The organism is Pseudonocardia acidicola, assembly GCF_012911935.1.
Classification (GTDB): domain Bacteria; phylum Actinomycetota; class Actinomycetes; order Mycobacteriales; family Pseudonocardiaceae; genus Pseudonocardia; species Pseudonocardia acidicola.
This window is the reverse complement of the sequence record NZ_JAAXLA010000038.1, coordinates 1-18,856: the sequence shown is the minus strand read 5'-3', so window position 1 is coordinate 18,856 and position 18,856 is coordinate 1. Positions and strand designations below refer to the sequence as shown.

The 18,856-nt window shown below is 72.0% G+C and carries 18 protein-coding genes; 13 read left to right on the top strand and 5 right to left on the bottom strand.

The genetic code is table 11. The features are described from left to right. Positions 1-2 precede the first annotated feature (2 nt). Entirely contained in the window at positions 3-1,463 is a 1,461-nt protein-coding gene (gene gndA, locus HF526_RS19850; protein ID WP_169383036.1) for an NADP-dependent phosphogluconate dehydrogenase, read from the top strand. Between the two features lie 15 nt (positions 1,464-1,478). On the opposite strand, the gene HF526_RS36465 is transcribed toward gndA, so the two are convergent. Then, entirely contained in the window at positions 1,479-2,702 is a 1,224-nt protein-coding gene (locus HF526_RS36465; protein WP_169383035.1) for an alpha/beta hydrolase-fold protein, read from the bottom strand. Between the two features lie 58 nt (positions 2,703-2,760). Further along, positions 2,761-4,479, bottom strand: a complete 1,719-nt coding sequence (locus HF526_RS19840; protein ID WP_169383034.1) for an MFS transporter — start codon at positions 4,477-4,479, stop codon at positions 2,761-2,763. A gap of 161 nt (positions 4,480-4,640) precedes the next feature. Between HF526_RS19840 and HF526_RS19835 the strand changes: the two genes are divergently transcribed. Genes HF526_RS19835 through HF526_RS19825 form a run of 3 tightly spaced genes read left to right on the top strand, consistent with a single transcriptional unit; the run spans position 4,641 to position 7,911 of the window. Further along, entirely contained in the window at positions 4,641-5,912 is a 1,272-nt protein-coding gene (locus tag HF526_RS19835; RefSeq protein WP_169383033.1) for an LLM class flavin-dependent oxidoreductase, read from the top strand. A gap of 48 nt (positions 5,913-5,960) precedes the next feature. Beyond that, positions 5,961-7,052, top strand: a complete 1,092-nt coding sequence (locus tag HF526_RS19830) for an LLM class flavin-dependent oxidoreductase (RefSeq protein ID WP_169383032.1) — start codon at positions 5,961-5,963, stop codon at positions 7,050-7,052. Then, on the top strand, positions 7,045-7,911 hold the full coding sequence (locus HF526_RS19825) for an LLM class flavin-dependent oxidoreductase (protein ID WP_169383031.1): 867 nt from the start codon (positions 7,045-7,047) through the stop codon (positions 7,909-7,911). Before HF526_RS19830 ends, HF526_RS19825 begins: the two co-directional genes overlap by 8 nt. Positions 7,912-7,929: 18 nt before the next feature. On the opposite strand, the gene HF526_RS19820 is transcribed toward HF526_RS19825, so the two are convergent. Continuing rightward, a complete protein-coding gene (locus HF526_RS19820) occupies positions 7,930-8,670 on the bottom strand; it encodes a GntR family transcriptional regulator (RefSeq protein ID WP_169383030.1) in 741 nt (246 codons plus the stop codon). A gap of 116 nt (positions 8,671-8,786) precedes the next feature. Between HF526_RS19820 and HF526_RS19815 the strand changes: the two genes are divergently transcribed. The 9 genes from HF526_RS19815 (at position 8,787) to HF526_RS19775 (ending at position 16,525) form a co-directional block, all read left to right on the top strand. Continuing rightward, a complete protein-coding gene (locus tag HF526_RS19815; protein ID WP_169383029.1) occupies positions 8,787-9,731 on the top strand; it encodes a 3-carboxyethylcatechol 2,3-dioxygenase in 945 nt (314 codons plus the stop codon). A gap of 36 nt (positions 9,732-9,767) precedes the next feature. Further along, complete coding sequence (locus tag HF526_RS19810) at positions 9,768-10,382, top strand: cysteine hydrolase family protein (RefSeq protein WP_169383028.1); 615 nt, start codon at positions 9,768-9,770, stop codon at positions 10,380-10,382. Then, positions 10,379-11,239, top strand: coding sequence for an alpha/beta fold hydrolase (locus HF526_RS19805; RefSeq protein ID WP_169383027.1), 861 nt, complete (start codon positions 10,379-10,381; stop codon positions 11,237-11,239). The genes HF526_RS19810 and HF526_RS19805 overlap by 4 nt, the downstream gene beginning before the upstream one ends. Further along, positions 11,239-11,523 carry a YciI family protein gene (locus tag HF526_RS19800; protein ID WP_169383026.1) on the top strand — a complete coding sequence of 95 codons (285 nt, stop codon included), beginning with the start codon at positions 11,239-11,241 and terminating at the stop codon, positions 11,521-11,523. Before HF526_RS19805 ends, HF526_RS19800 begins: the two co-directional genes overlap by 1 nt. 347 nt (positions 11,524-11,870) lie before the next feature. Beyond that, positions 11,871-12,362, top strand: a complete 492-nt coding sequence (locus tag HF526_RS19795; protein WP_338051608.1) for a GNAT family N-acetyltransferase — start codon at positions 11,871-11,873, stop codon at positions 12,360-12,362. Positions 12,363-12,441: 79 nt separating this feature from the next. Next, the gene (locus tag HF526_RS19790; protein ID WP_169383024.1) at positions 12,442-13,998 is read left to right on the top strand and encodes an AMP-binding protein; all 1,557 of its coding nucleotides are present in this window, start codon (positions 12,442-12,444) and stop codon (positions 13,996-13,998) included. 40 nt (positions 13,999-14,038) lie between these two features. After that, positions 14,039-14,815, top strand: a complete 777-nt coding sequence (locus HF526_RS19785; protein WP_169383023.1) for a polysaccharide deacetylase family protein — start codon at positions 14,039-14,041, stop codon at positions 14,813-14,815. Positions 14,816-14,828: 13 nt separating this feature from the next. Beyond that, positions 14,829-16,028, top strand: coding sequence for a YncE family protein (locus tag HF526_RS19780; RefSeq protein WP_338051607.1), 1,200 nt, complete (start codon positions 14,829-14,831; stop codon positions 16,026-16,028). After that, positions 16,025-16,525, top strand: coding sequence for a DUF2127 domain-containing protein (locus HF526_RS19775; RefSeq protein WP_169383022.1), 501 nt, complete (start codon positions 16,025-16,027; stop codon positions 16,523-16,525). The genes HF526_RS19780 and HF526_RS19775 overlap by 4 nt, the downstream gene beginning before the upstream one ends. On the opposite strand, the gene HF526_RS19770 is transcribed toward HF526_RS19775, so the two are convergent. Together HF526_RS19770 and HF526_RS19765 are read right to left on the bottom strand one after the other, a co-directional pair. Beyond that, the gene (locus tag HF526_RS19770) at positions 16,464-17,585 is read right to left on the bottom strand and encodes an NAD(P)-binding domain-containing protein (RefSeq protein WP_169383021.1); all 1,122 of its coding nucleotides are present in this window, start codon (positions 17,583-17,585) and stop codon (positions 16,464-16,466) included. The two genes, HF526_RS19775 and HF526_RS19770, sit on opposite strands and share 62 nt — an antisense overlap. A gap of 72 nt (positions 17,586-17,657) precedes the next feature. Then, complete coding sequence (locus tag HF526_RS19765; protein WP_338051606.1) at positions 17,658-18,626, bottom strand: threonine ammonia-lyase; 969 nt, start codon at positions 18,624-18,626, stop codon at positions 17,658-17,660. Positions 18,627-18,856: the final 230 nt, after the last annotated feature.

Below are 18,856 nucleotides of genomic sequence, written 5' to 3'. Positions count from 1 at the left end.
CGATGACCGCTTCGACGACACCGCCGACCGGGCAGAGCCGCATCGGCGTCACCGGGCTGGCCGTGATGGGGGCCAACCTGGCCCGCAACATCGCTCGTCGCGGTGTCCCGGTCGCCGTGCACAACCGGACGGCCGCCCGCACCAAGGAGTTCATGGAGCAGTACGGCGACGAGGGTGCGTTCACCGCCACCGAGAGCCTCTCCGACTTCGTGGCCGCGCTGGAGCGCCCGCGCCGGATCATCGTGATGGTCAAGGCGGGCGCCCCGGTCGACGGCGTGATCGAGGAGCTGTCCCCGCTGCTCGACGAGGGCGACATCATCATCGACGCCGGTAACTCGCACTTCGCGGACACCAAGCGCCGCACCGAGGAGTGCGCCGAGCGTGGCCTGCGGTTCATGGGCATCGGGGTGTCCGGCGGTGAGGAGGGCGCGCTGCTGGGGCCGAGCATCATGCCCGGCGGCGACGCCGCGGCCTACGCCGAGGTCGAGGAGATCCTGACCTCCATCGCCGCGGTCGTCGACGACACGCCGTGCTGCGTGCACGTCGGTCCGGACGGTGCCGGGCACTACGTCAAGATGGTGCACAACGGCATCGAGTACGCCGACATCCAGCTCATCGCCGAGGCCTACGACCTGCTCAGGAACGTCGCCGGGCTCGAGGTGCCGGCGATAGCGAAGATCTTCGAGGAGTGGAACTCCGGCGACCTGGAGTCCTTCCTCATCGAGATCACCGCAAAGGTGCTCGGGAAGACCGACGAGAAGACCGGCGGCCCGCTGGTCGACGTCATCGTCGACCAGGCCGAGCAGAAGGGCACCGGCCGCTGGACCTCGCAGGACGCCCTCGAGCTCGGCGTCCCGCTGACCGGCATCACCGAGGCGGTGTTCGCCCGCACACTGTCCTCGCTGCGCGACGAGCGCAAGGCCGCGTCGACGACGCTGGCCGGGCCCACCCCGGAGAGCAGCGCCGACGAGACCGGTCTCGTCGAGGACATCCGGCAGGCGCTGTACGCGAGCAAGGTCGTCGCGTACGCGCAGGGCTTCGCGCAGATGCGCGCGGCGTCGGTCGCGCACGGCTGGGACCTCGACCTGGGTGCCATGGCCACGATCTGGCGGGGCGGCTGCATCATCCGTGCGCGGTTCCTCAACCGGATCCGCGACGCCTACGCCGAGCACCCGGACCTGGACAACCTGCTGATGGTCCCGTACTTCACCGAGGCCGTGGCGAACGCGCAGGACGCGTGGCGGCGGGTGGTGGTGAAGGCGACCGAGCAGGGCGTCGCGATCCCGGCGTTCTCCTCGTCGCTGTCCTACTACGACGGGTACCGCCGCGAGCGCGGCCCGGCCAACCTGATCCAGGGGCTGCGGGACTACTTCGGTGCCCACACCTACCGGCGCACCGACGCCGAGGGCGCGTTCCACACCCGCTGGGCGCAGGACGGCACCGAGGTCCGCAGCGACGGGTGAGGCCCGGCGGGCCGGTCAGCCGGCCGTGGGTCCCGGGGTGTTCGGGTCGGGCAGGATCCGGGCCGGCACCCCGGGCGGGTCGGTGACGACCACGCCGCGCGGGGCGGGTGCGTCCGCGCACGGGCCCACCATGTGCTGGCCGAGCCAGTTCACCAGCGCCGGCAGCTGCGCGCGCACCGTGACCTGGTTGTGCCCGCCCCCGGGGAAGGTCAGGGTGTCGAGCCGGACCGGGGGCGTGGCGGCGGCGCGGATCCGGCCCAGCGCGGCCTGCTCGTCGGTCTCGTCGGAGCCGGCGGTGGCCAGTATCGCCAGGGGCACGGGATGCTCGCGCAACTGGCGGCTGACGTCGTTGGCGGCGGTCAGGTCGGCCCGGCCGCCGAAGAGGTCACCGGTCACGATGTCGTCCGGGGTGATGTCGTAGCCGCTCTGGCTGACCGCGATCGAGTAGAGATCGGGGTGGCGCAGCGCGAGGTTCATCGCGCAGTAGCCGCCCGAGGACCAGCCCGACAGCGCCCACGCCGAGCGCTCCGGGCGCACCCGCAGGGCGGTCATCGCCCAGTTCCGCAGGTCGGTGGTCAGGTAGGTGTCGTCGGCGACGCCGTGACGGGCGTCGACACATTCCTCGTCGTGGCCGAACCGGGGCTCCCCGTTGATGTCCGGGATGATCAGGATGGCCGGCGGCATCCGGTGTGCGGCGATCGCAGCGTCGATCAGGTCGGGCACGCCGAACAGAGCGGCGACCTCGCGGGGTTCCCCCGGGAAGCCGGGCAGCCACTCGATCACCGGGTAGCGCACGTGGGCCTGCGCCGGGTCGGTGTAGCCGGCGGGCAGGTACACGTCGGCGTCGCGCAACACGTCGGAGCGCGCGCCGTGCAGCGTCATGTGCACCGTCGAACCGTGGCCTGCGGCGGCCCGGGCGGCGAGCACGGGCAGCGCCGCGGCCAGTCCGACGCCGTTCTCGCCGATCTCGGCGACCGTGCCCTCGCCGGGGTTGGGCGAGGAGCCGATCAACGACCCGAGCGTGGGGTAGAAGCTACCGAGCCGGTTGGCGGTGACGCCGCACGCCAGCGCGACGCCGACCACGGCGAGCAGCACGGTGACCGTCCGGCCGGTCCGGCGCCGCTTCCACGCGTCCCATCGCCACGGCACGAGTGCGACGAGCAGTAACGCCAGGACCGCTGCGACGACGAGTGCGGGAACCGAATCCAGCCGAACGGTCGACGCGTGCAGCCCGAACACGGGCGCAAGGATTGCAGACTGTGATCGGTAAAGCGCCCTCGATCTGCAGGTAAACGGTTCAGGCGCGGGCCGGGGCGGGGTCCGGTGTCGCCGCTTCGGCCTCCTGGTGCAGGTACTTGCCGCCGCGCAGGGCCGAGGCGATCCCGGCGATCAGGCAGGCTGTGGCCGCGAACCCGAGGGCCAGGGTGAGCCCGTCGGCGAACGGTCCGGAGATCAGCTCGGGGAAGAAGGTCCGCCCGGTGAGGAACTGGGCCTGCTGCGGGCTCAGCCCGGCGAGCACGCCGGGGCCGAGCAGGGTCTGGATCGGGTTGTAGCCCAGCAGTGCGGCGAACAGCGTCCCGACCGGCGGCAGCGCGGCCACCCTGGCTGCGGCGTCGGCGGGTACGCCCTGGGCGACCAGGCCGTTGAACATCGTGCCGGGCAACGTCTGCGACAGCCCGAGGATGAGCATGGAGAAGAACACGCCGATGGACAGCACCGTCGCGGCGTTCTGGAACGTCGAGGTCATCCCGGCGCCCACGCCGCGCTGGCCGGGCGGCAGGCTGTTCATGATGGCGGCGCGGTTGGGCGAGCTGAACAGGCCCATGGCCAGCCCGTTCACGGCGAGCAGCAGCGCGAACAGCCGGTAGTCGAAGTCGACCGGGAGCACGTCGAGCAGCAGGAAGCTCGCAGCCGCGACGATCATGCCGCCGGTGGCGAACGGGCGGGCGCCGAACCGGTCGGACAGCACTCCGGAGATCGGCCCGGCGACGAGGAAGCCGATGGTCAGCGGGACCATGTAGATCCCGGCCCACAGCGGTGTCCGCTCGAACGCGAACCCGTGCTCGGGCAGCCAGATGCCCTGCAGCCAGATGATCAGGATGAACTGCAGGCCACCGCGGCCGAGCGCGGCGAGCAGGTTCGCCAGGTTGCCGGCGGTGAAGGCCCGGATCCGGAACAGCGACAGGTGGAACATCGGCTCGGCCACCCGGGTCTCGATGACCGCGAATGCGCCGAGGACGACGATCCCGCCGACGATCAGGGTGAGCACCGCCGGGCTGGTCCAGCCCATGGTGTGCCCGGCGTAGGGCTGGATGCCGTAGGTGATGCCGACCAGCACCGCGACGAGCCCGACGGCGAAGGTGATGTTGCCCCACCAGTCCAGCTTCGCCGGCTTGCGGACGCCGGTGTCGTGCAGCTTGAGGTAGGCCCAGGCGGTCCCGAACACCCCGACCGGGACCGACGCGAGGAACACCAGATGCCAGTTCAGCGGGCCGAGCACGCCACCTACGACGAGGCCGAGGAACGACCCGGCGATGGCCGCGACGGAGTTGATGCCCAGGGCCAGGCCGCGCTGGTGGGTGGGGAAGGCGTCGGTGAGGATCGCGGTGGAGTTGGCCAGCAGCAGTGCCCCGCCGATGCCCTGCAGCACGCGCATGACGATCAGCCAGATCGCCGCGGCGTCACCGTGCATCCAGGTGGCGGCGAGCAGCACGGAGAACACGGTGAACACCGCGAACCCCAGGTTGTACATGCGGGTGCGACCGAACATGTCGCCCAGCCGGCCGAAGCTCACCACGAGCACGGCGGTCACGACCAGGTAGCCCATGATCAGCCACAGCAGGTAGCTGATGTTGCCCGGGGCCAGCGGGTCGATGCCGATACCACGGAAGATGTCGGGCAACGCGATGAGCAGGATCGACATGTTGATGGTCACGATCAGCACGCCGATGGTCGTGTTGGACAGCGCGACCCACTTGTAGCGGGACGGCAACTGTCCGATCGAAGTGCTTAGCATAGACAACTAAATTACTCCGCGGTGCGTTCCTCGTCCACGCGTCGCCCGTCGGAGTGATCACTCTCTCCGGGTACCTTGACAGTGATCTGAGGCACGTGTTGCATGCTGGCATGCTAGGAGGCCAATGAGGGCCTTCTGACGCTCCCGGAGGTTCTTCCACCATGAGGTTGGGAACGTTCCTGCTGCCCAGCGCGGCGGCGACCCCGGAGGAGTTCCGTGGTGGCTACGCCGGCGCGAACCCGAACTTCTACCAGCGGGCGCTGTTCGAGAACGCCGCCGTGCTCCGCCAACTCGACGACCTCGGCTTCGACTTCGCGGCGTTCTCCGAACACCACTTCCATCTCGAGGGCCTCGAGATGTCGAACAATCCGATCCTGCTCGGCTCCTGGGCGGCCGGGATCACCAGGAAGCTGCGCGTCGGCCAGATGGCGACCGTGCTGCCCGCCCGCAATCCGGTCCTGGTGGCCGAGGACCTGGCGATGCTCGACCACTTCAGCGGCGGCCGGATGTTCGCCGGGTTCGCCCGTGGTTACCAGAGCCGGCACGTCACCACGATCGGACAGAAGAACAACGCCGTCGCCACCTACGCGACCGACCCCGAGTACGCCACCCACGACGCGGTGAACCGGGAGCTGTTCGAGGAGGCGTACCGGATCGTGCGCGGGCTCTGGGAGAACCGCGAGTTCTCCTTCCAGGGCAAGCACTGGCAGGTCCCGCCGCCCGGGATCTCCTGGGACCACCCGGGCACCCGGGCGATGGCGCCCGGCACGCTCGGCCCCGACGGCGAGCTCGCCAAGATCGGGATCGCACCCAACACGTTGCAGGACCCGTCGACCATCGAGCTGATGGTGCCGTTCACGTTGAGCCCCAACACGATCCGCTGGGCGGCCCGTGAGGGCGGCTGGCCGATCATCTTCTCCCCGATCGAGGAGACGGTGAAGGCCTGCCTGGACGCCTATCACGAGGAGGCCAAGCGGCGCGACCCGTCGATCGGCTGGGGGCAGAACGTCGGGCACTTCCGCGAGATCGTCGTGGCCGACACCGACGAGGAGGCCTTCGCGATCGGCTCCGACGCGCTCGGCTTCATCTGGCCGGAGTGGCACGACCACTTCGGGTTCAACGAGGCCCTGCGCTATCCCGGCGAGGAGGGGCCGATCGCGAACAACTACCGGACCATGGTCGACCGCGGGTATTCGATCACCGGCTCGGTCGACACCGTGGCCCGCAAGCTCGAGCAGGCGATCGAGATGTTCGGCATCGAGCTGCTCGTGCTGTGGATGGGCATCGGCCCCGCCCCGATCGACAAGCTGCTGCGCAGCAACGAGCTGCTGGTCGAGCGTGTGCTGCCGAAGATCGGCGTCAAGCTGGACCGGTTCGAGCCGACGCTGCGCCCGGAGTTCGACACCCCCGTCTGGAACGCACCCACCCACTGAACCCGTCCGTCCGACCCGCACCGGCCCTCGAGCGCAAAGGAGCGTTCCATGGTCAAGAGCTGGATCTTCGACATCTTCAACTACCCGTACGACCCGGACCCGGCGAAGTTCGATCCGGCCAAGTGTGCCGAGCTCTACGACTGGCACCTCGAGTCGTGGTTGAAGGCCGACGAGCAGGGCTTCGACGGGATCTTCTTCAGCGAGCACCACTTCACCGCGTACAACGTCAGCCCCTCGCCCAACCTGTTGGTGGCGACCGTTGCGAAGCTGACGAAGAACATGCGGCTGGGCGTGATGGCCAACATCATCCCGTTCCACGACCCGCGCCGGCTCGCCGAGGAGGCGGCGATGCTCGACTACCTCACCGGCGGCCGGCTCGAGGTCGGCCTGGGCCGTGGCGTCGACGAGCAGGAGTTCCTCAAGCAGGGCGTCCCCATGGAGGAGACCCGGCCCCGTTTCGAGGAGGGCATGGAGCTCATCCACACCGCGTGGCGCAACCCGGTCTTCAGCCACAAGGGCCGGTTCTGGAACTACGACAACGTCACCATCTGGCCGCGGCCGCTGCAGCAGCCCAACCCGCCGGTGTGGATCACGGCGCTCAGCCCCGAGACCGTCGAATGGGCCGGCCGTCAGGGCTACAAGATGGGCCACACGTTCCTGCCGACCGGCCAGACGAAGGACATGTTCGACCGGTACCGCAAGTCGGCGGCCGAGGCCGGGAACTCGACGAGCCCGGACCAGCTCGCGGTGATGCGCAACATCTTCATCGCCGACTCCGACGAGCAGGCCCGCGACATCGCCGAGCCGGCGCTCGACCACCTGTTCGCGCTGTTCAAGGAAGCCGCGATCTTCGACGACCTGGACAACGTCCCGGCCGGCTACGAGTACTACGAGTCGTTCTTCCGGCCGTTCACCTCGGGGCCGATCAGCTGGGAGGGCCTCCAGGAGGCGGGCGTCATCTGCGTGGGCTCGCCGGAGACGGTACGTGACCAGCTGGCCGAGCAGGCGAAGACGCTGCAGTGCGGCAACATCATCTTCTGGGGGTCGTTCGGCACCCTCACCCGTGAGCAGACCCTGCGCTCCTACGAGCTGTACGGGCGCGAGGTGATCCCGGCACTGAAGGGGCTGGAGCTTGGCTGACACGGCAGGAACGCGCGTCGGGATCGGGCTTCCCGCGGCGATCCCGGGCGCACGGCCGGGCCAGATCGTGGAGTGGGCCCGGCGGTCGGAGGCCGCCGGGTTCGCCTCGCTGGCCACGCTGGACCGGCTGGTCTACGACAACTACGAGCCGCTGATCACGCTCGGCGCGGCGGCCGCCGTGACCGAACGGATCGGGTTGGGCAGCTACGTGCTGCTGGCGCCGAGCCGGGGGCCGTCGGCGTTGCTGGCCAGCCAGGCCGCGACGCTCGACCGGCTGTCGGGCGGCCGGTTCACCCTGGGGCTCGGCGTCGGCACCCGGCCGGACGACTACCGCGCCGCCGGCGCCGACTTCCGCACCCGGGGCCGGCGGCTCGACCAGGTGCTCACCGAGCTGCACGAGACCTGGGCCGGCCCGCCCGGGCCGGGCCGGGTGGGTCCCGCGCCGTCGAACGGCCGGCCGCGGATCGTGCTCGGGGGCCGGTCGGCCCCCGCCCTGGAGCGGGTGGGCCGGTTCGGCGACGGCTGGATAGCCGGCAGCACGGGGTTCTTCGCGGAGGGCGCGGCCGCGGTGCGTGCCGCGTGGGGGCGGCACGGTCGCGACGGCGCGCCGCGGCTGATGGTGGTGGCCTACTTCGCGCTCGGTGACGACGGGCCTCGGCACGCCCGGGAGTACCTGGCCGACTATTACGCGTTCGTCGGCGCCGGGGCCGCCGCGGTGGCGGACGCCGCGCTGACCAGCGTCGGCGCCGTGCGCGACACCGTGGCCGCGATGTCTGAAGCGGGCTGCGACGAGCTGGTGCTCTTCCCGTGCCGGGCCGACCCCGGGCAGGTCGACCTGCTGGCGGCGGCGCTGGCGTGACGCCGGGAGCGGGGTCGGTCAGCTGCCGCCGTGGGCGGCCAGACCGGCCGCCCTGGCCTCCAGCCGGATGATGTCGACGGTGCCCGCGATGTGGGATTCCATCTCGCGGCGCGCCGCGGCGCCGTGCCGTGCGCGCAGTGCCTCGACGATCCGCTGGTGGTCGGCGTGGCGCCGGTCGAGCGCCTCCGACAGCGGGGTGGGGATGCCGGTCGTGTTGATCAGGAAGTCGCTGAGGTCCCACATCCGGCGGCTGGTGGTGGCCATGACCTCCGAGCCGGCCATCTCGTGCACGACGGCGTGGAACTCGCGGTTGTGCACCCGGTAGCCGTGGCTGCGTCGTTCGGGGTCGGTGACCGCGCGCAGGCTCGCGATGCGGTCCTCCACCAGCACGAGCCGCTGCAGCTGGGCGTCGGTGCGCCGGGCCGCTGCGACCTCGGCGATCGTGCCCTCTACACCCCCGAAGAGCCGGAAGAAGTCGTCGACCTCCTGTGCCGGGTAGCTGCACACCTGGCAGCCGACCTGCGGGATGATCTCGACGAGTCCCTCGCCGGAGAGCCGCCGCAGAGCCTCCATCACCGGTTGCTTGCTCACCTGGAACTGCGTCTTGAGCGCCTCGACCTGCAGTCGCTCTCCGGCGGCGTAGACGCCCTCGAGCAGGCGCTCCTTGAGCTGTTCGTAGACCAGCGAGCCGAGGCGTACGGACGACGAGCGGGCAGGGCCCGCGCCGGGCCGGAGCCCGAAGCCGTCGGTCATGGTCATCCTTCCAGCGTAACGGGGTGGGCCGGTACCGGCGCCCCGACCGCCGGGGAGAGGTCTTGCCCGCGCACACCACCCACCCTACGATCGTTGGAACGCTAGAATGCTAGGAGCCGACGATGTCCTTGGCACTCTGCACCACCTCGCACACCCCGCTGATGGGCCGGGCGGAGCCCGCGCCGGAGGTCGTCGACCGCGTGGAGTCCGCCTTCGACCGGGCCCGCGCATTCATCCGCGACTACGGCCCCGAACTGGTCGTGATCTTCGGACCCGACCACTACAACGGGTTCTTCTACGACGTGATGCCGCCGTTCTGCATCGGCGCGGCGGCCGAGTCGGTCGGCGACTACGGACTGCCCACGGGCCCGCTGCCGGTCGACGCCGAGGCGGCGCGCGCAATCGCCCGTGAGGTCCTCGCCTCCGGCATCGACGTCGCGGTGTCCGAACGCATGCAGGTCGACCACGGCTTCGGCCAGCCCCTGGAACTGCTGTTCGGGGCGATCGACGCGGTCCCGCTGGTGCCCGTGTTCATCAACTGCGTCGCCGAGCCACTCGGCCCGGTGTCCCGCATCCGCCTGCTCGGCGAGGCCGTCGGCCGCGGCGCCGCGGCGACCGGCAGGCGGGTGCTGGTGGTCGGTTCCGGGGGGCTGTCGCACGACCCGCCCGTGCCACGGCTGGACGGCGCCCCGCCGCCGGTGGCCGAGCGCCTGATCGCCGGGCGCAACCCGACCCCGTCCGAACGCGCGGTCCGGGAGGCCCGGGTGATCGACGCCATCGCGGGCTTCGCGGCGGGAACGTCGGACCTGATGCCGCTCAACCCGCAGTGGGACACCGAGGTCATGGGCGTGCTCGCCGCGGGGGACCTCGAGCGGGTGGACGACTGGGCGGTGGACTGGTTCGTCGAGAACGGCGGGCACTCCGCGCACGAGGTCCGCACCTGGATCGCGGCCTACGCCGCGCTCGCCGCCGGCGGCCGCTACCAGGTCGAGACCTCCTTCTACGAGGCGATTCCCGAGTGGATCGCCGGATTCGGGCTGACCACCGCACGCACCGTCCCGGCCTGAGTCCCCACCCCCGCGCCACCCCGGAGAAAGGCAGTCATGGAGCTCGATCCCCGCCGGACCGCGATCATCGCGGTGCACTTCCAGAACGACGTGATCACCCCCGAGGGGGCCTTCGGCGCGTTGTTCGCCGAGCAGGCGGCCGCGGCCGGCGTCGTCCCGACCACCGCGGCGCTGCAGGAGGCGGCCCGCGCGGCCGGTGCGCTCGTCGTCTACACCCGGGTGGCCTTCCAGCCCGGCTACGGCGACCTCGTGGGCAACTTCCCGTTGCTGGCCATGGTCGGTCAGCAGGGCTGTCTGGTCGACGGCACCCCGGCGGCCGGCATCGTCGACGCGCTCGCCCCGGCCGAGGGCGACATCGTCGTCACCCACCAGCGGGTCAGCGGCTTCGTCGGCAGTGAACTGGACACCGTGCTGCGCGGCCGCGGCATCGACACCGTGATGATCACGGGCGTGGCGACCAACATCTCGGTGGAGAGCACCGCCCGTTCGGCCGGCGACCTCGGCTACCGCACGATCGTGGTGTCCGACGCGTGCAGCGCGGCCGGCCCGGAGATCCACCAGGCGTCGCTGGAGACCCTCGGCCTGCTCGGCGAGGTCGCCACCAGCGCCGACGTGCTGGCCGCGCTGAAGGGCACGGGGGTCTCGGTATGAGCAGGCCGTCGGTCTGGTCCGCGCTGGCCGGCCTCGAGTTCGGCGTCCGGTACGTGCAGGTCGGCGAGTGGCGGACCCGGGTCCTGGAGGCCGGCGCCGGCGAGCCGCTGGTGCTCATGCACGGCACCGGCGGGCACCTGGAGGCCTACGCGCACAACATCGTGCCGCTGTCGCAGCACTTCCGCGTGATCGCCTACGAGTACCCGGGGCACGGCTACACCACCCACGCCACCCGCGACCTCGAGCTGCCCGACTACGTCGCGCACCTCGACGGGCTGCTCGACGCGCTGGGGATCGAGAAGGCCCACCTGTCCGGGGAGTCGCTGGGCGGCTGGCTCGCGATCAAGTACGCGGCCGCGCACCCGGAGCGCACCGGCCGGGTCGTGCTCAACACCCCGGGCGGCACGATGGCCACCCCCGAGGTGATGGAGCGCATCCGCAGCCTGTCGCAGGCCGCCGCCGACGACCCGAGCGAGGAACGGATCCGGGCCCGGCTGGAGTGGCTGATGGCCGACCCGTCCTCGGTGACCGATGAGCTGGTCGACATCCGCCGCGCCATCTACGCCCGCCCCGGCTTCGCCGGGTCCATGCGGCACATCCTGTGCCTGCAGGACCCGCAGATCCGCGCGCGCAACCTGGTCACCGACGCCGAGCTGGCCGCCGTCGTCGCCCCGGCCATGGTCGTCTGGACCAGTGACGACCCGTCGGGTCCCGCCGCCGCGGGGATGGACATGGCGGCCAAGATGCCGAACGCCCGCTTCGAGGTGATCAAGGACGCGGGGCACTGGCCGCAGTGGGAGCAGGCCGAGGTGTTCAACGCCCTGGCGCTGGAGTTCCTGACCGGGGGGAAGTCCTGATGGCGCTGTTCGCGGTGGTCTGGCGCTACACCGACGACACCGGGCTGCTCGACGAGGTACGCCCGCTGCACCGGGCGTACCTGCAGGACATGGTGCGTCAGGGCGTGGTGAAGCAGGCGGGCCCGTTCGGTGACGGCTCCGGTGGCCTGCTGATCTACGACGTCGCCGACGAGGACGAGCTGGCGAAGTGGATCGACGAGGATCCGTTCAGCGTCCACGGCGTGATCGCGGAGAGCCGCTCCTGGCCGTGGACGCCGGTGGTGGGCCCGATGGCCGCGAGCTGATGACCTCCCGGCGGCGCCGCCGGGCGATGCTGCGCTGCGGTCAGCCGCGGTCAGGACCCCTCGACCCGACCGCGGCCGGCCTCCAGCACGGCGCGGGCGATGCTCGCGCCGCCGGGTCCGGGGGCCACGGTGTAGCGGCCGCGATCACCGCAGGCCCTTGCCCATATTGATCATCTTCGGGCGCGTCCCGCGTCGCGGGCCAGCCCGGAACGCCAACTCCCCTCGCACGGGGGATCTTCAGACCTCGCCGGCCTGCGGCAATGCACGATGGTGGGAGGCCGGAGGGTGCCTGATACCACATCGGAACGGGTGGGCGGATGGTCCCGGCTCGGGTTATCCATGAAGGCGTGTACGTCCTCGAAGTCCGCCACGTCGCACCGTTCGACCCGTTGGTCGTTCCCATGTTCGCCGAGCTCGACCACGAGTACCGCAGCCGCTACGGCAGCGCCGAGGACGTCAGTCCCGAGATGACCCGCTACTCGCTCAAGGACTTCCGCCGCCCGGGTGGAGGCCTGGTGCTGCTGGTCGACGCCGGCGCGCCGGTGGCGGGCGGGGCGTTCCGCCGCCACGACGACGACACCGCGGAGTTCAAGCGGATCTGGACCGCCGCCGCGCACCGCCGTCGCGGGCTGGCCCGCCGCGTGCTGGTCGAGCTGGAGGGCGAGGCCCGACGCCGCGGCTACACCCGGGTCCACCTGGCGACGGGGCCGCGGCAGCCGGAGGCGACCGCGCTCTACCTGGCCAGCGGTTACACCCCGCTCTACGAGGTGACGCTGCCGGCGGAGCAGGTCGGCGAGCACGCCTTCGAGAAGAAGCTGCCGCCGCTGCCCCCGCTCTGATCCCCTTCCGCGGGGCCCGGCGATGGGCGAGAGTGGGCGCACATCCTTGCCGTCGCTGCGTGACCGTGGAGCCTCGTCGATGACCGCCGCGCCCGAGACACCCGTCGACGTGCTCGCCGCGCACGCACACGCCACCCCCGGCAAGGCCGCGATCGTCGATGACGCCGGGACCGTCGCGTTCGGGCAGCTCAACGAGACCGTGAACCGGCTCGCTCACGGGTTGCGGGCGCACGGGATCGGCGCGGGGGACCGGGCCGTGTGGTGCGGGCCCAACAGCCGTGAGGTGCTCACCTTCCTGCACGCGGCCCGCAAGATCGGGCTGCTCGCCGTGCCGCTGGCCTACCGGTTCGCCGCCGACGAGATGCACTACGTGATCGACGACAGCCAGGCCGCCCTGGTCGTGGTCGACGCGGAGCAGGCCGGCCGGATCGCGCAGATCCGGGCCGCGCTGCCCGGGGTGCGCCATGTCGTCGTCCACGGCGGGCAGCCCTTCGACGGGGCGCTGGCCTGGGCCGACGTTCTCGCCGCGGGGCGGCCGCAGGAGCCACCGGCCCCGCCCGCGGACGGCGTCGGCGGCACCATGATCTACACCTCCGGGACCACCGGCCGGCCCAAGGGCGCGCTGCGGACCCGCTCGGATCCGGCGATGACCGCGGCGCTGGTCGAGACGCTGCGGTTGCGCCCCGGCGAGGAGGTGCATCTGACGACCGGCCCGCTCTACCACTCCGGGCCGCTCGCCTGGGCCAGCCTGAACCACGCCCTGGGCGGCACGATCGTGCTGATGCGCCGCTTCGACGCCGCGCGCTGGCTCGACCTGGTCCGCGAACACCGGGTGACGAACACGTTCACCGCGCCGACGCCGCTCAAGCGGATCGTCTCGCTGCCCGCCGAGGTGCTCGGCCGCGCCGACCTGTCCTCGATGCGCTCACTGGTCGTCAACGCGGCCCCGATGCCGTACGCGCTGAAACGGGAGGTCATCGCGACGCTGGGCGACGGGTTCCTGTTCGAGATCTACGGTTCGACCGAGCTCGGCGTCGACACGGTCCTCCCGCCCGAGGACCAGCTGCGCAAGCCGGGGTCCTGTGGGCGGCCGGTGCCGGGTGTGGAGGTGCTGGTGCTCGGCGAGGACGGGGCGCCCGCTGCGCCGGGGATGCCGGGGGAGCTGTACGTGCGCTCGTCGACGACCTACGAGGGCTACCACCGGCGGGGCCCGGTCGAGCAGCGCGACGGCGGCTGGAAGACGGTCGGCGATGTCGCCCATCTCGACGACGAGGGCTACCTGCACATCTGCGACCGCCGCAACGACATGATCATCACCGGCGGGATGAACGTCTACCCGGCCGAGATCGAGGCGGTGCTGCACGCCCACCCGGACGTCGGCGACGCCGCGGTGTTCGGCGTGCCGTCGGCGGAGTGGGGGGAGGCCGTGCACGCGGTCGTGGTGCCGCGCCCGGGCCGGACCCTCGACCTGGCCGCCCTCGACGCGCACGTGCGGCGCCACCTTGCCGGCTACAAGTGCCCCCGCTCCTGGACGGAGCGGGCAGAGCTGCCACGCACCGAGTCCGGCAAACTGCTCAAGCGAGCACTGCGCGCCGAACACGCCGCGTCTCCCCATGGCCAGGAATCGCGTAGGTAAAGAAAACCCCAGGTCAGGGGACGTACTACGCTTTCGGGTCATGGGTGGGGGCGACGAGACGAGGCTGTCCCGGCGGGGGCTGTTGCGGGCCGGTCTGGCGACGATCGGGGCGGCCGCGGCAGCCGGCTGCAGCGCCCCGGCGGTCCCGTCCGCCGCGCCCGCCGCGCCGGCGGCGGCGACGCCCCGCCCGAGCCCCACGCCGACACCGGCCCGCACCGGTCCGGCCACCGAGATCGAGCGTGCCGGCTCGGGCCGGCCCGAGGTCGCGCTGACCTTCCACGGTGCGGGCGATCTCGACCTCGCCCGCAAGGTGCTCACCGAGTTCCACGACCGCGGTGCTGCGGTCACCGTGCTGGCCGTCGGCACCTGGCTGCAGCAGTACCCGGACGCCGCCAAGATGGTCACCGATCTCGGCCACGAGCTGGGCAACCACACCTGGTCGCATCCGGACCTCGCCGCGCTGGGCGAGGCGGGGATCCGCGCGGAGATCGAGAAGTGCCGGGACCGGATCGCCGCGCTCACCGGGGGACCGGGCGACTTCTTCCGCCCGTCCCAGGCTCAGCACGCCACCGCAGAGGTCCGCAAGCTCGCGGGCGCGGCCGGCTATCCGAAGGTGCTGTCCTACGACGTCGACTCCCGGGACTTCACCGATCCGGGTGTTACGGCCATTCGGCACTACATCGCAGCCGCAGGTCCGGGGAGTGTGGTCAGCATGCACCTCGGACATCCCGGGACGCTTGCCGCAGTTCCGGGGATCCTCGACGACCTGGCGGCCCGGGGGCTCACCCCGGTGACCGCTGGGCGCCTGTTCGCCTGAGGAGGAGCGGCACGTGTCGGTACACCTGAGGGCGGGGGGACCACGGGCGTGGCGGCCGGTCGCCGCCGCGCTGCTGGTCGCCCTCGCCGGCCTGGCCGGATGCTCGGCCGACCCCGGGCCCGCCCCGCCGCCGGGCCCGGTCGCGCCGGCCGCGGCCGGCCCGGGCGCGGGCTCGCCGTTGCCGGGCATGCCGCCCGTGACCAACTCGCACAACGTCTACGCCGACGCCGGCGCCGGCATGCTCTCCGACGCCGCGAAAGCGGCGAAGCCGCTGGTGTACGTCCCGCATACGAAGTCGGGTGATGTGTGGGTGATCGACCCGGCCACGTTCGCGGTGGTCGGCAAGTATCGCCTGGGCGGGGAACTGCAGCACGTCGTCCCGTCGTACGACATGAAGACGCTCTACGCGAGTGACGACACGACGAACAAGGTCACGCCGTTCGACCCGACGACCGGCAAGCCGGGCGCCAACATCCCGGTGACCGACCCGTACAACATGTACTTCACCCCCGACGGGACGTCGGCGATCTCGGTTGCCGAGGAGCGCAAGCGGCTGGTCTTCTACGACCCGCACACCTGGAAGGAGCAGCAGGAACTGCTCACCCCGGACTGTGCCGGCATCGACCACGCCGACTTCACCCCGGACGGCCGCACGGCCGTGTTCACCTGTGAGTTCGCCGGCCGGGTCGCCGTCGTCGACATCGCGAACCGCAAGCTGCTGCGCATGATCGACCTGCCGACCCGCAACACCATGATGGGTCCGCAGGACATCAAGCTCGCCCCGGACGGCTCGGTGTTCTACATCGCCGACAGCCAGCAGAACGGAGTCTGGGTGCTCGACGGCGCAGCGACCAGGGTGCTCCGCGAGATCCCGACCGGGCTCGGGGCGCACGGGCTCTATCTCAGCCGCGACGCCACCCGGCTGTTCGTCACCAACCGGCGCGAGGGGAGTGTGAGTGTGCTCGACGCCTACACCGGCGCGGTGATCACGAAGTGGCGGATCCCCGGTGGCGGCAGCCCGGACATGGGCAACGTGACCGCCGACGGCAGGCAGCTGTGGCTGTCCGGCCGCTACGACCGGGTCGTCTACGTGCTCTCGACCACCGACGGCCACCTGATCACCAAGATCCCGGTGGGCAACGGGCCGCACGGGTTGTGTGTGTGGCCGCAACCGGGCCGCTACTCCCTCGGACACACGGGGATCACTCGATGAGCGACGCGGGTACGCGCCGTACCGAACGCCTCTTCAAGATCGCCCTGCTGATCAAGGGCATCGACGGTGCCGCGGAACTGGTCGGCGCGGTCGCGTTGCTGCTGATCTCCGGGGCCACCGTGCAACGGCTGATCAACGCTGTGATCAGCCGTGACCTGCTCGGACCGCCCGACGGCTCGCTGACCCGCCACTTCGTGGCCGGCACGGCGGAGTTCGCCTCCGGGCACCGGACCTTCGCGGTGCTCTACCTCGGGTTGCACGGGCTGATCAAGCTGGCCCTGGTGTGGGCGCTGCTGCGCAAGGTCATGCCCGCCTACCCGGTGGCGGTCGTGGTCCTCGGTGTGTTCGTGGCCTACGAGATCTACCGGGCGACGCAGACGCACTCGGTGCTGCTGCCGTTCCTGGCCGCGATCGACATCGCGATCATCGTCTTGATCATCCGGGAGTACCGGCTGCTGCGCCGGGAGCGTGCGGAAGCGGTCGGCCGGAGCGGTTGACCCCGGCGCCGGCCTGCCCGTCCAGCCTGTCCACCACGGCCCTGGCGGCGGCGCGCCCGGCCCGGTTGGCGCCGATCGTGCTCGCCGAGGGACCGTAGCCGACGAGGTGAACCCGCGGATCGGCGACGGCGGCGGTGCCGTCGAGGACGATCCCGCCACCCGGGCCGCGCAGCCGCAGCGGCGCGAGGTGCCCGATCGCCGGGCGCCACCCGGTGCACCACAGGATCACGTCGGCGGGCTCGACGGTCCCGTCCGGCCACGCCACGCCGTCGGGGATGATCCTGGAGAACATCGGCCGCCGGTGCAGCACCCCGCTGTCCAGACCCGCGCGCATCGCCGGGGTGAGCGGCAGCCCGGTCACGCTGACCACGCTCGCCGGCGGCAACCCGGCCCGGACCCGCTCCTCGACGCGGGCGACCGCGGCGCGACCGGAGGCGTCGTCGAACGGGCCCTCCCGGAACTCGGGCGGACGGCGGGTCGCCCACGTCGCCGCCGCCGCGACCGGGGCGATCTCCAGCAGCAGCTGCACCGCCGACGTGCCGCCGCCGACCACGACGACCCGGGCTCCGGCGAAGGCCGCCGGCCCGCGGTAGTCGGCGGTGTGCAGCTGGCGGCCGCGAAAGGTCTCGGCGCCCGGGTAGCGCGGGCGGAACGGGCGAGTCCAGGTGCCGGTCGCGTTGATCAGCGCGCGCGTGGTCCAGGCGCCGGCGCCGGTCTCGACGAGCAGGTCGGGGAACGCGTCACGGACCGAGTGCACCCGGGCCGGCCGGCGGACCTGCAGGTCGAAGGCCTGCTCGTAGGCGGCGAAGTACGCGGGCACGACCTCGGCGGCGGGCCGGGTCGGATCGTCCGGTTCGAAGGCCAGCCCGGGCAGGTCGTGGATGCGGTGCGCGTCGTCGACCCGCAGCGTCGGCCAGCGGTGCCGCCACGCCCCGCCCGGTCCGTCCTCGCCGTCGAGCACGACGAAGCCGGACCCGGGCTCCAGGCCGGCGCGACGCAGCCCGTACGCAGCCGAGAGCCCCGCCTGCCCGGCCCCGATGATCACCACGTCCGTGCGCACACCCCGTGCAACACCGCAGCCCGCTGCGGCAATCCACGGTCTCGATGTCGTCACGAGGCGGCGGGACTCGGATCAGAGCAGGTCGAAGCGCTGCGCCCAGGCGGTCACGTCGGACGGCGTGGCGTTGCCGCCGCACAGCACGAAGCCGAGGCGCGCGTCCGGGCCGACGCGCTCGAGCACCCGCTGCGCCGCCGGGACCAGGCACCCGGCGGCCGGCTCGGTCCACACCTTCGCCCGCTCGGCCAGCGTCAGCACCCCGCGCACGGCGTCGGCGTCGGAGACGACGAGGACGTCGGAGACCAGCGCCGTCACGTGATCGTAGGTCAGCTGCGAGACCGCAGGCGCGCTGAGCGTGCTCACGATCGACGACAGCGTGACGGGCACCGGGCCACCCGCCGCCCGGGCCGCCGCCATCGCGTCGGCGCCCTCGGTCTCGACGCCCCACACCCGCACCCCCGGGACCAGCGCCCGCAACGCCGCGGCGACACCGGAGATCAGCCCGCCGCCCCCGACACTGACCAGCACGTCGGTGACGTCCGGGGCGTCGGCGGCGAACTCCGCCCCGACGGTGCCCTGGCCCGCGATCACCACCGGGTCGTCGAACGGGTGCACCAGAGTCAGCCCGTCGAGCACGAGCTGCTCGGTGAGCGCGAACGCGCCGGTCATGTCCGGGGTCAACCGCACGATGGCGCCCGCCGCCCGGGCCGTCTCGATCGACCGCGACGGCGCCGACTCCGGCATCACCACGGTCGCGGCCACACCCATCGAGCCGGCGACGTCGGCCAGCGCGACCCCGTGGTTGCCGCCGCTCACCGCGACGACCCCGGCCGCCCGCTCGGCGTCGGACAGCGACAGCAGCTTCGCCACCGCGCCCCGCGGCTTGAACGACCCCGTGCGCTGGAGCAACTCCAGCTTGACCGTGACCGGCACCCCCAGGTGCGCGGTCAATCCCGGGCTCGGCAGCGTCGGGGTACGCAGTACGAACCCCGCGATGCACTCCGCCGCCGCCGTGATCGCGTCAATGCCGACAAGCTCACCCACACCCCGCACGCTAGCCCCACCCCCGCACGCCATCGGGGTGGCTTTGCTGACATCGAGCGCCAGCAAAGCCACCCCGATCCCGTGGGGCGGGCGGGTGTCAGCCGGCGAGGAGGCGGTTGAGGGCGGGGGCGACGTCGCGGTGGGTGTGCACCGGGGCGAGGCGGCCGTGGCCGAGGCGGGCGAGGTCGTGGGCGAGCGGGGTGTCGTGTTCGCCGTCGGTCTGCAGCAGC

What these genes read in the sequence shown, in the direction of transcription:
- HF526_RS19805 (WP_169383027.1), top strand. Translation starts at nt 10,379, where the DNA reads ATGAGCAGGCCGTCGGTCTGGTCCGCGCTGGCCGGCCTCGAGTTCGGC.
- HF526_RS19775 (WP_169383022.1), top strand. Translation starts at nt 16,025, where the DNA reads ATGAGCGACGCGGGTACGCGCCGTACCGAACGCCTCTTCAAGATCGCC.
- gndA (WP_169383036.1), top strand. Translation starts at nt 3, where the DNA reads ATGACCGCTTCGACGACACCGCCGACCGGGCAGAGCCGCATCGGCGTC.
- HF526_RS19830 (WP_169383032.1), top strand. Translation starts at nt 5,961, where the DNA reads ATGGTCAAGAGCTGGATCTTCGACATCTTCAACTACCCGTACGACCCG.
- HF526_RS19790 (WP_169383024.1), top strand. Translation starts at nt 12,442, where the DNA reads ATGACCGCCGCGCCCGAGACACCCGTCGACGTGCTCGCCGCGCACGCA.
- HF526_RS19815 (WP_169383029.1), top strand. Translation starts at nt 8,787, where the DNA reads ATGTCCTTGGCACTCTGCACCACCTCGCACACCCCGCTGATGGGCCGG.
- HF526_RS19785 (WP_169383023.1), top strand. Translation starts at nt 14,039, where the DNA reads ATGGGTGGGGGCGACGAGACGAGGCTGTCCCGGCGGGGGCTGTTGCGG.
- HF526_RS19820 (WP_169383030.1), bottom strand. Translation starts at nt 8,670, where the DNA reads ATGACCATGACCGACGGCTTCGGGCTCCGGCCCGGCGCGGGCCCTGCC.
- HF526_RS19840 (WP_169383034.1), bottom strand. Translation starts at nt 4,479, where the DNA reads ATGCTAAGCACTTCGATCGGACAGTTGCCGTCCCGCTACAAGTGGGTC.
- HF526_RS19835 (WP_169383033.1), top strand. Translation starts at nt 4,641, where the DNA reads ATGAGGTTGGGAACGTTCCTGCTGCCCAGCGCGGCGGCGACCCCGGAG.
- HF526_RS19810 (WP_169383028.1), top strand. Translation starts at nt 9,768, where the DNA reads ATGGAGCTCGATCCCCGCCGGACCGCGATCATCGCGGTGCACTTCCAG.
- HF526_RS19800 (WP_169383026.1), top strand. Translation starts at nt 11,239, where the DNA reads ATGGCGCTGTTCGCGGTGGTCTGGCGCTACACCGACGACACCGGGCTG.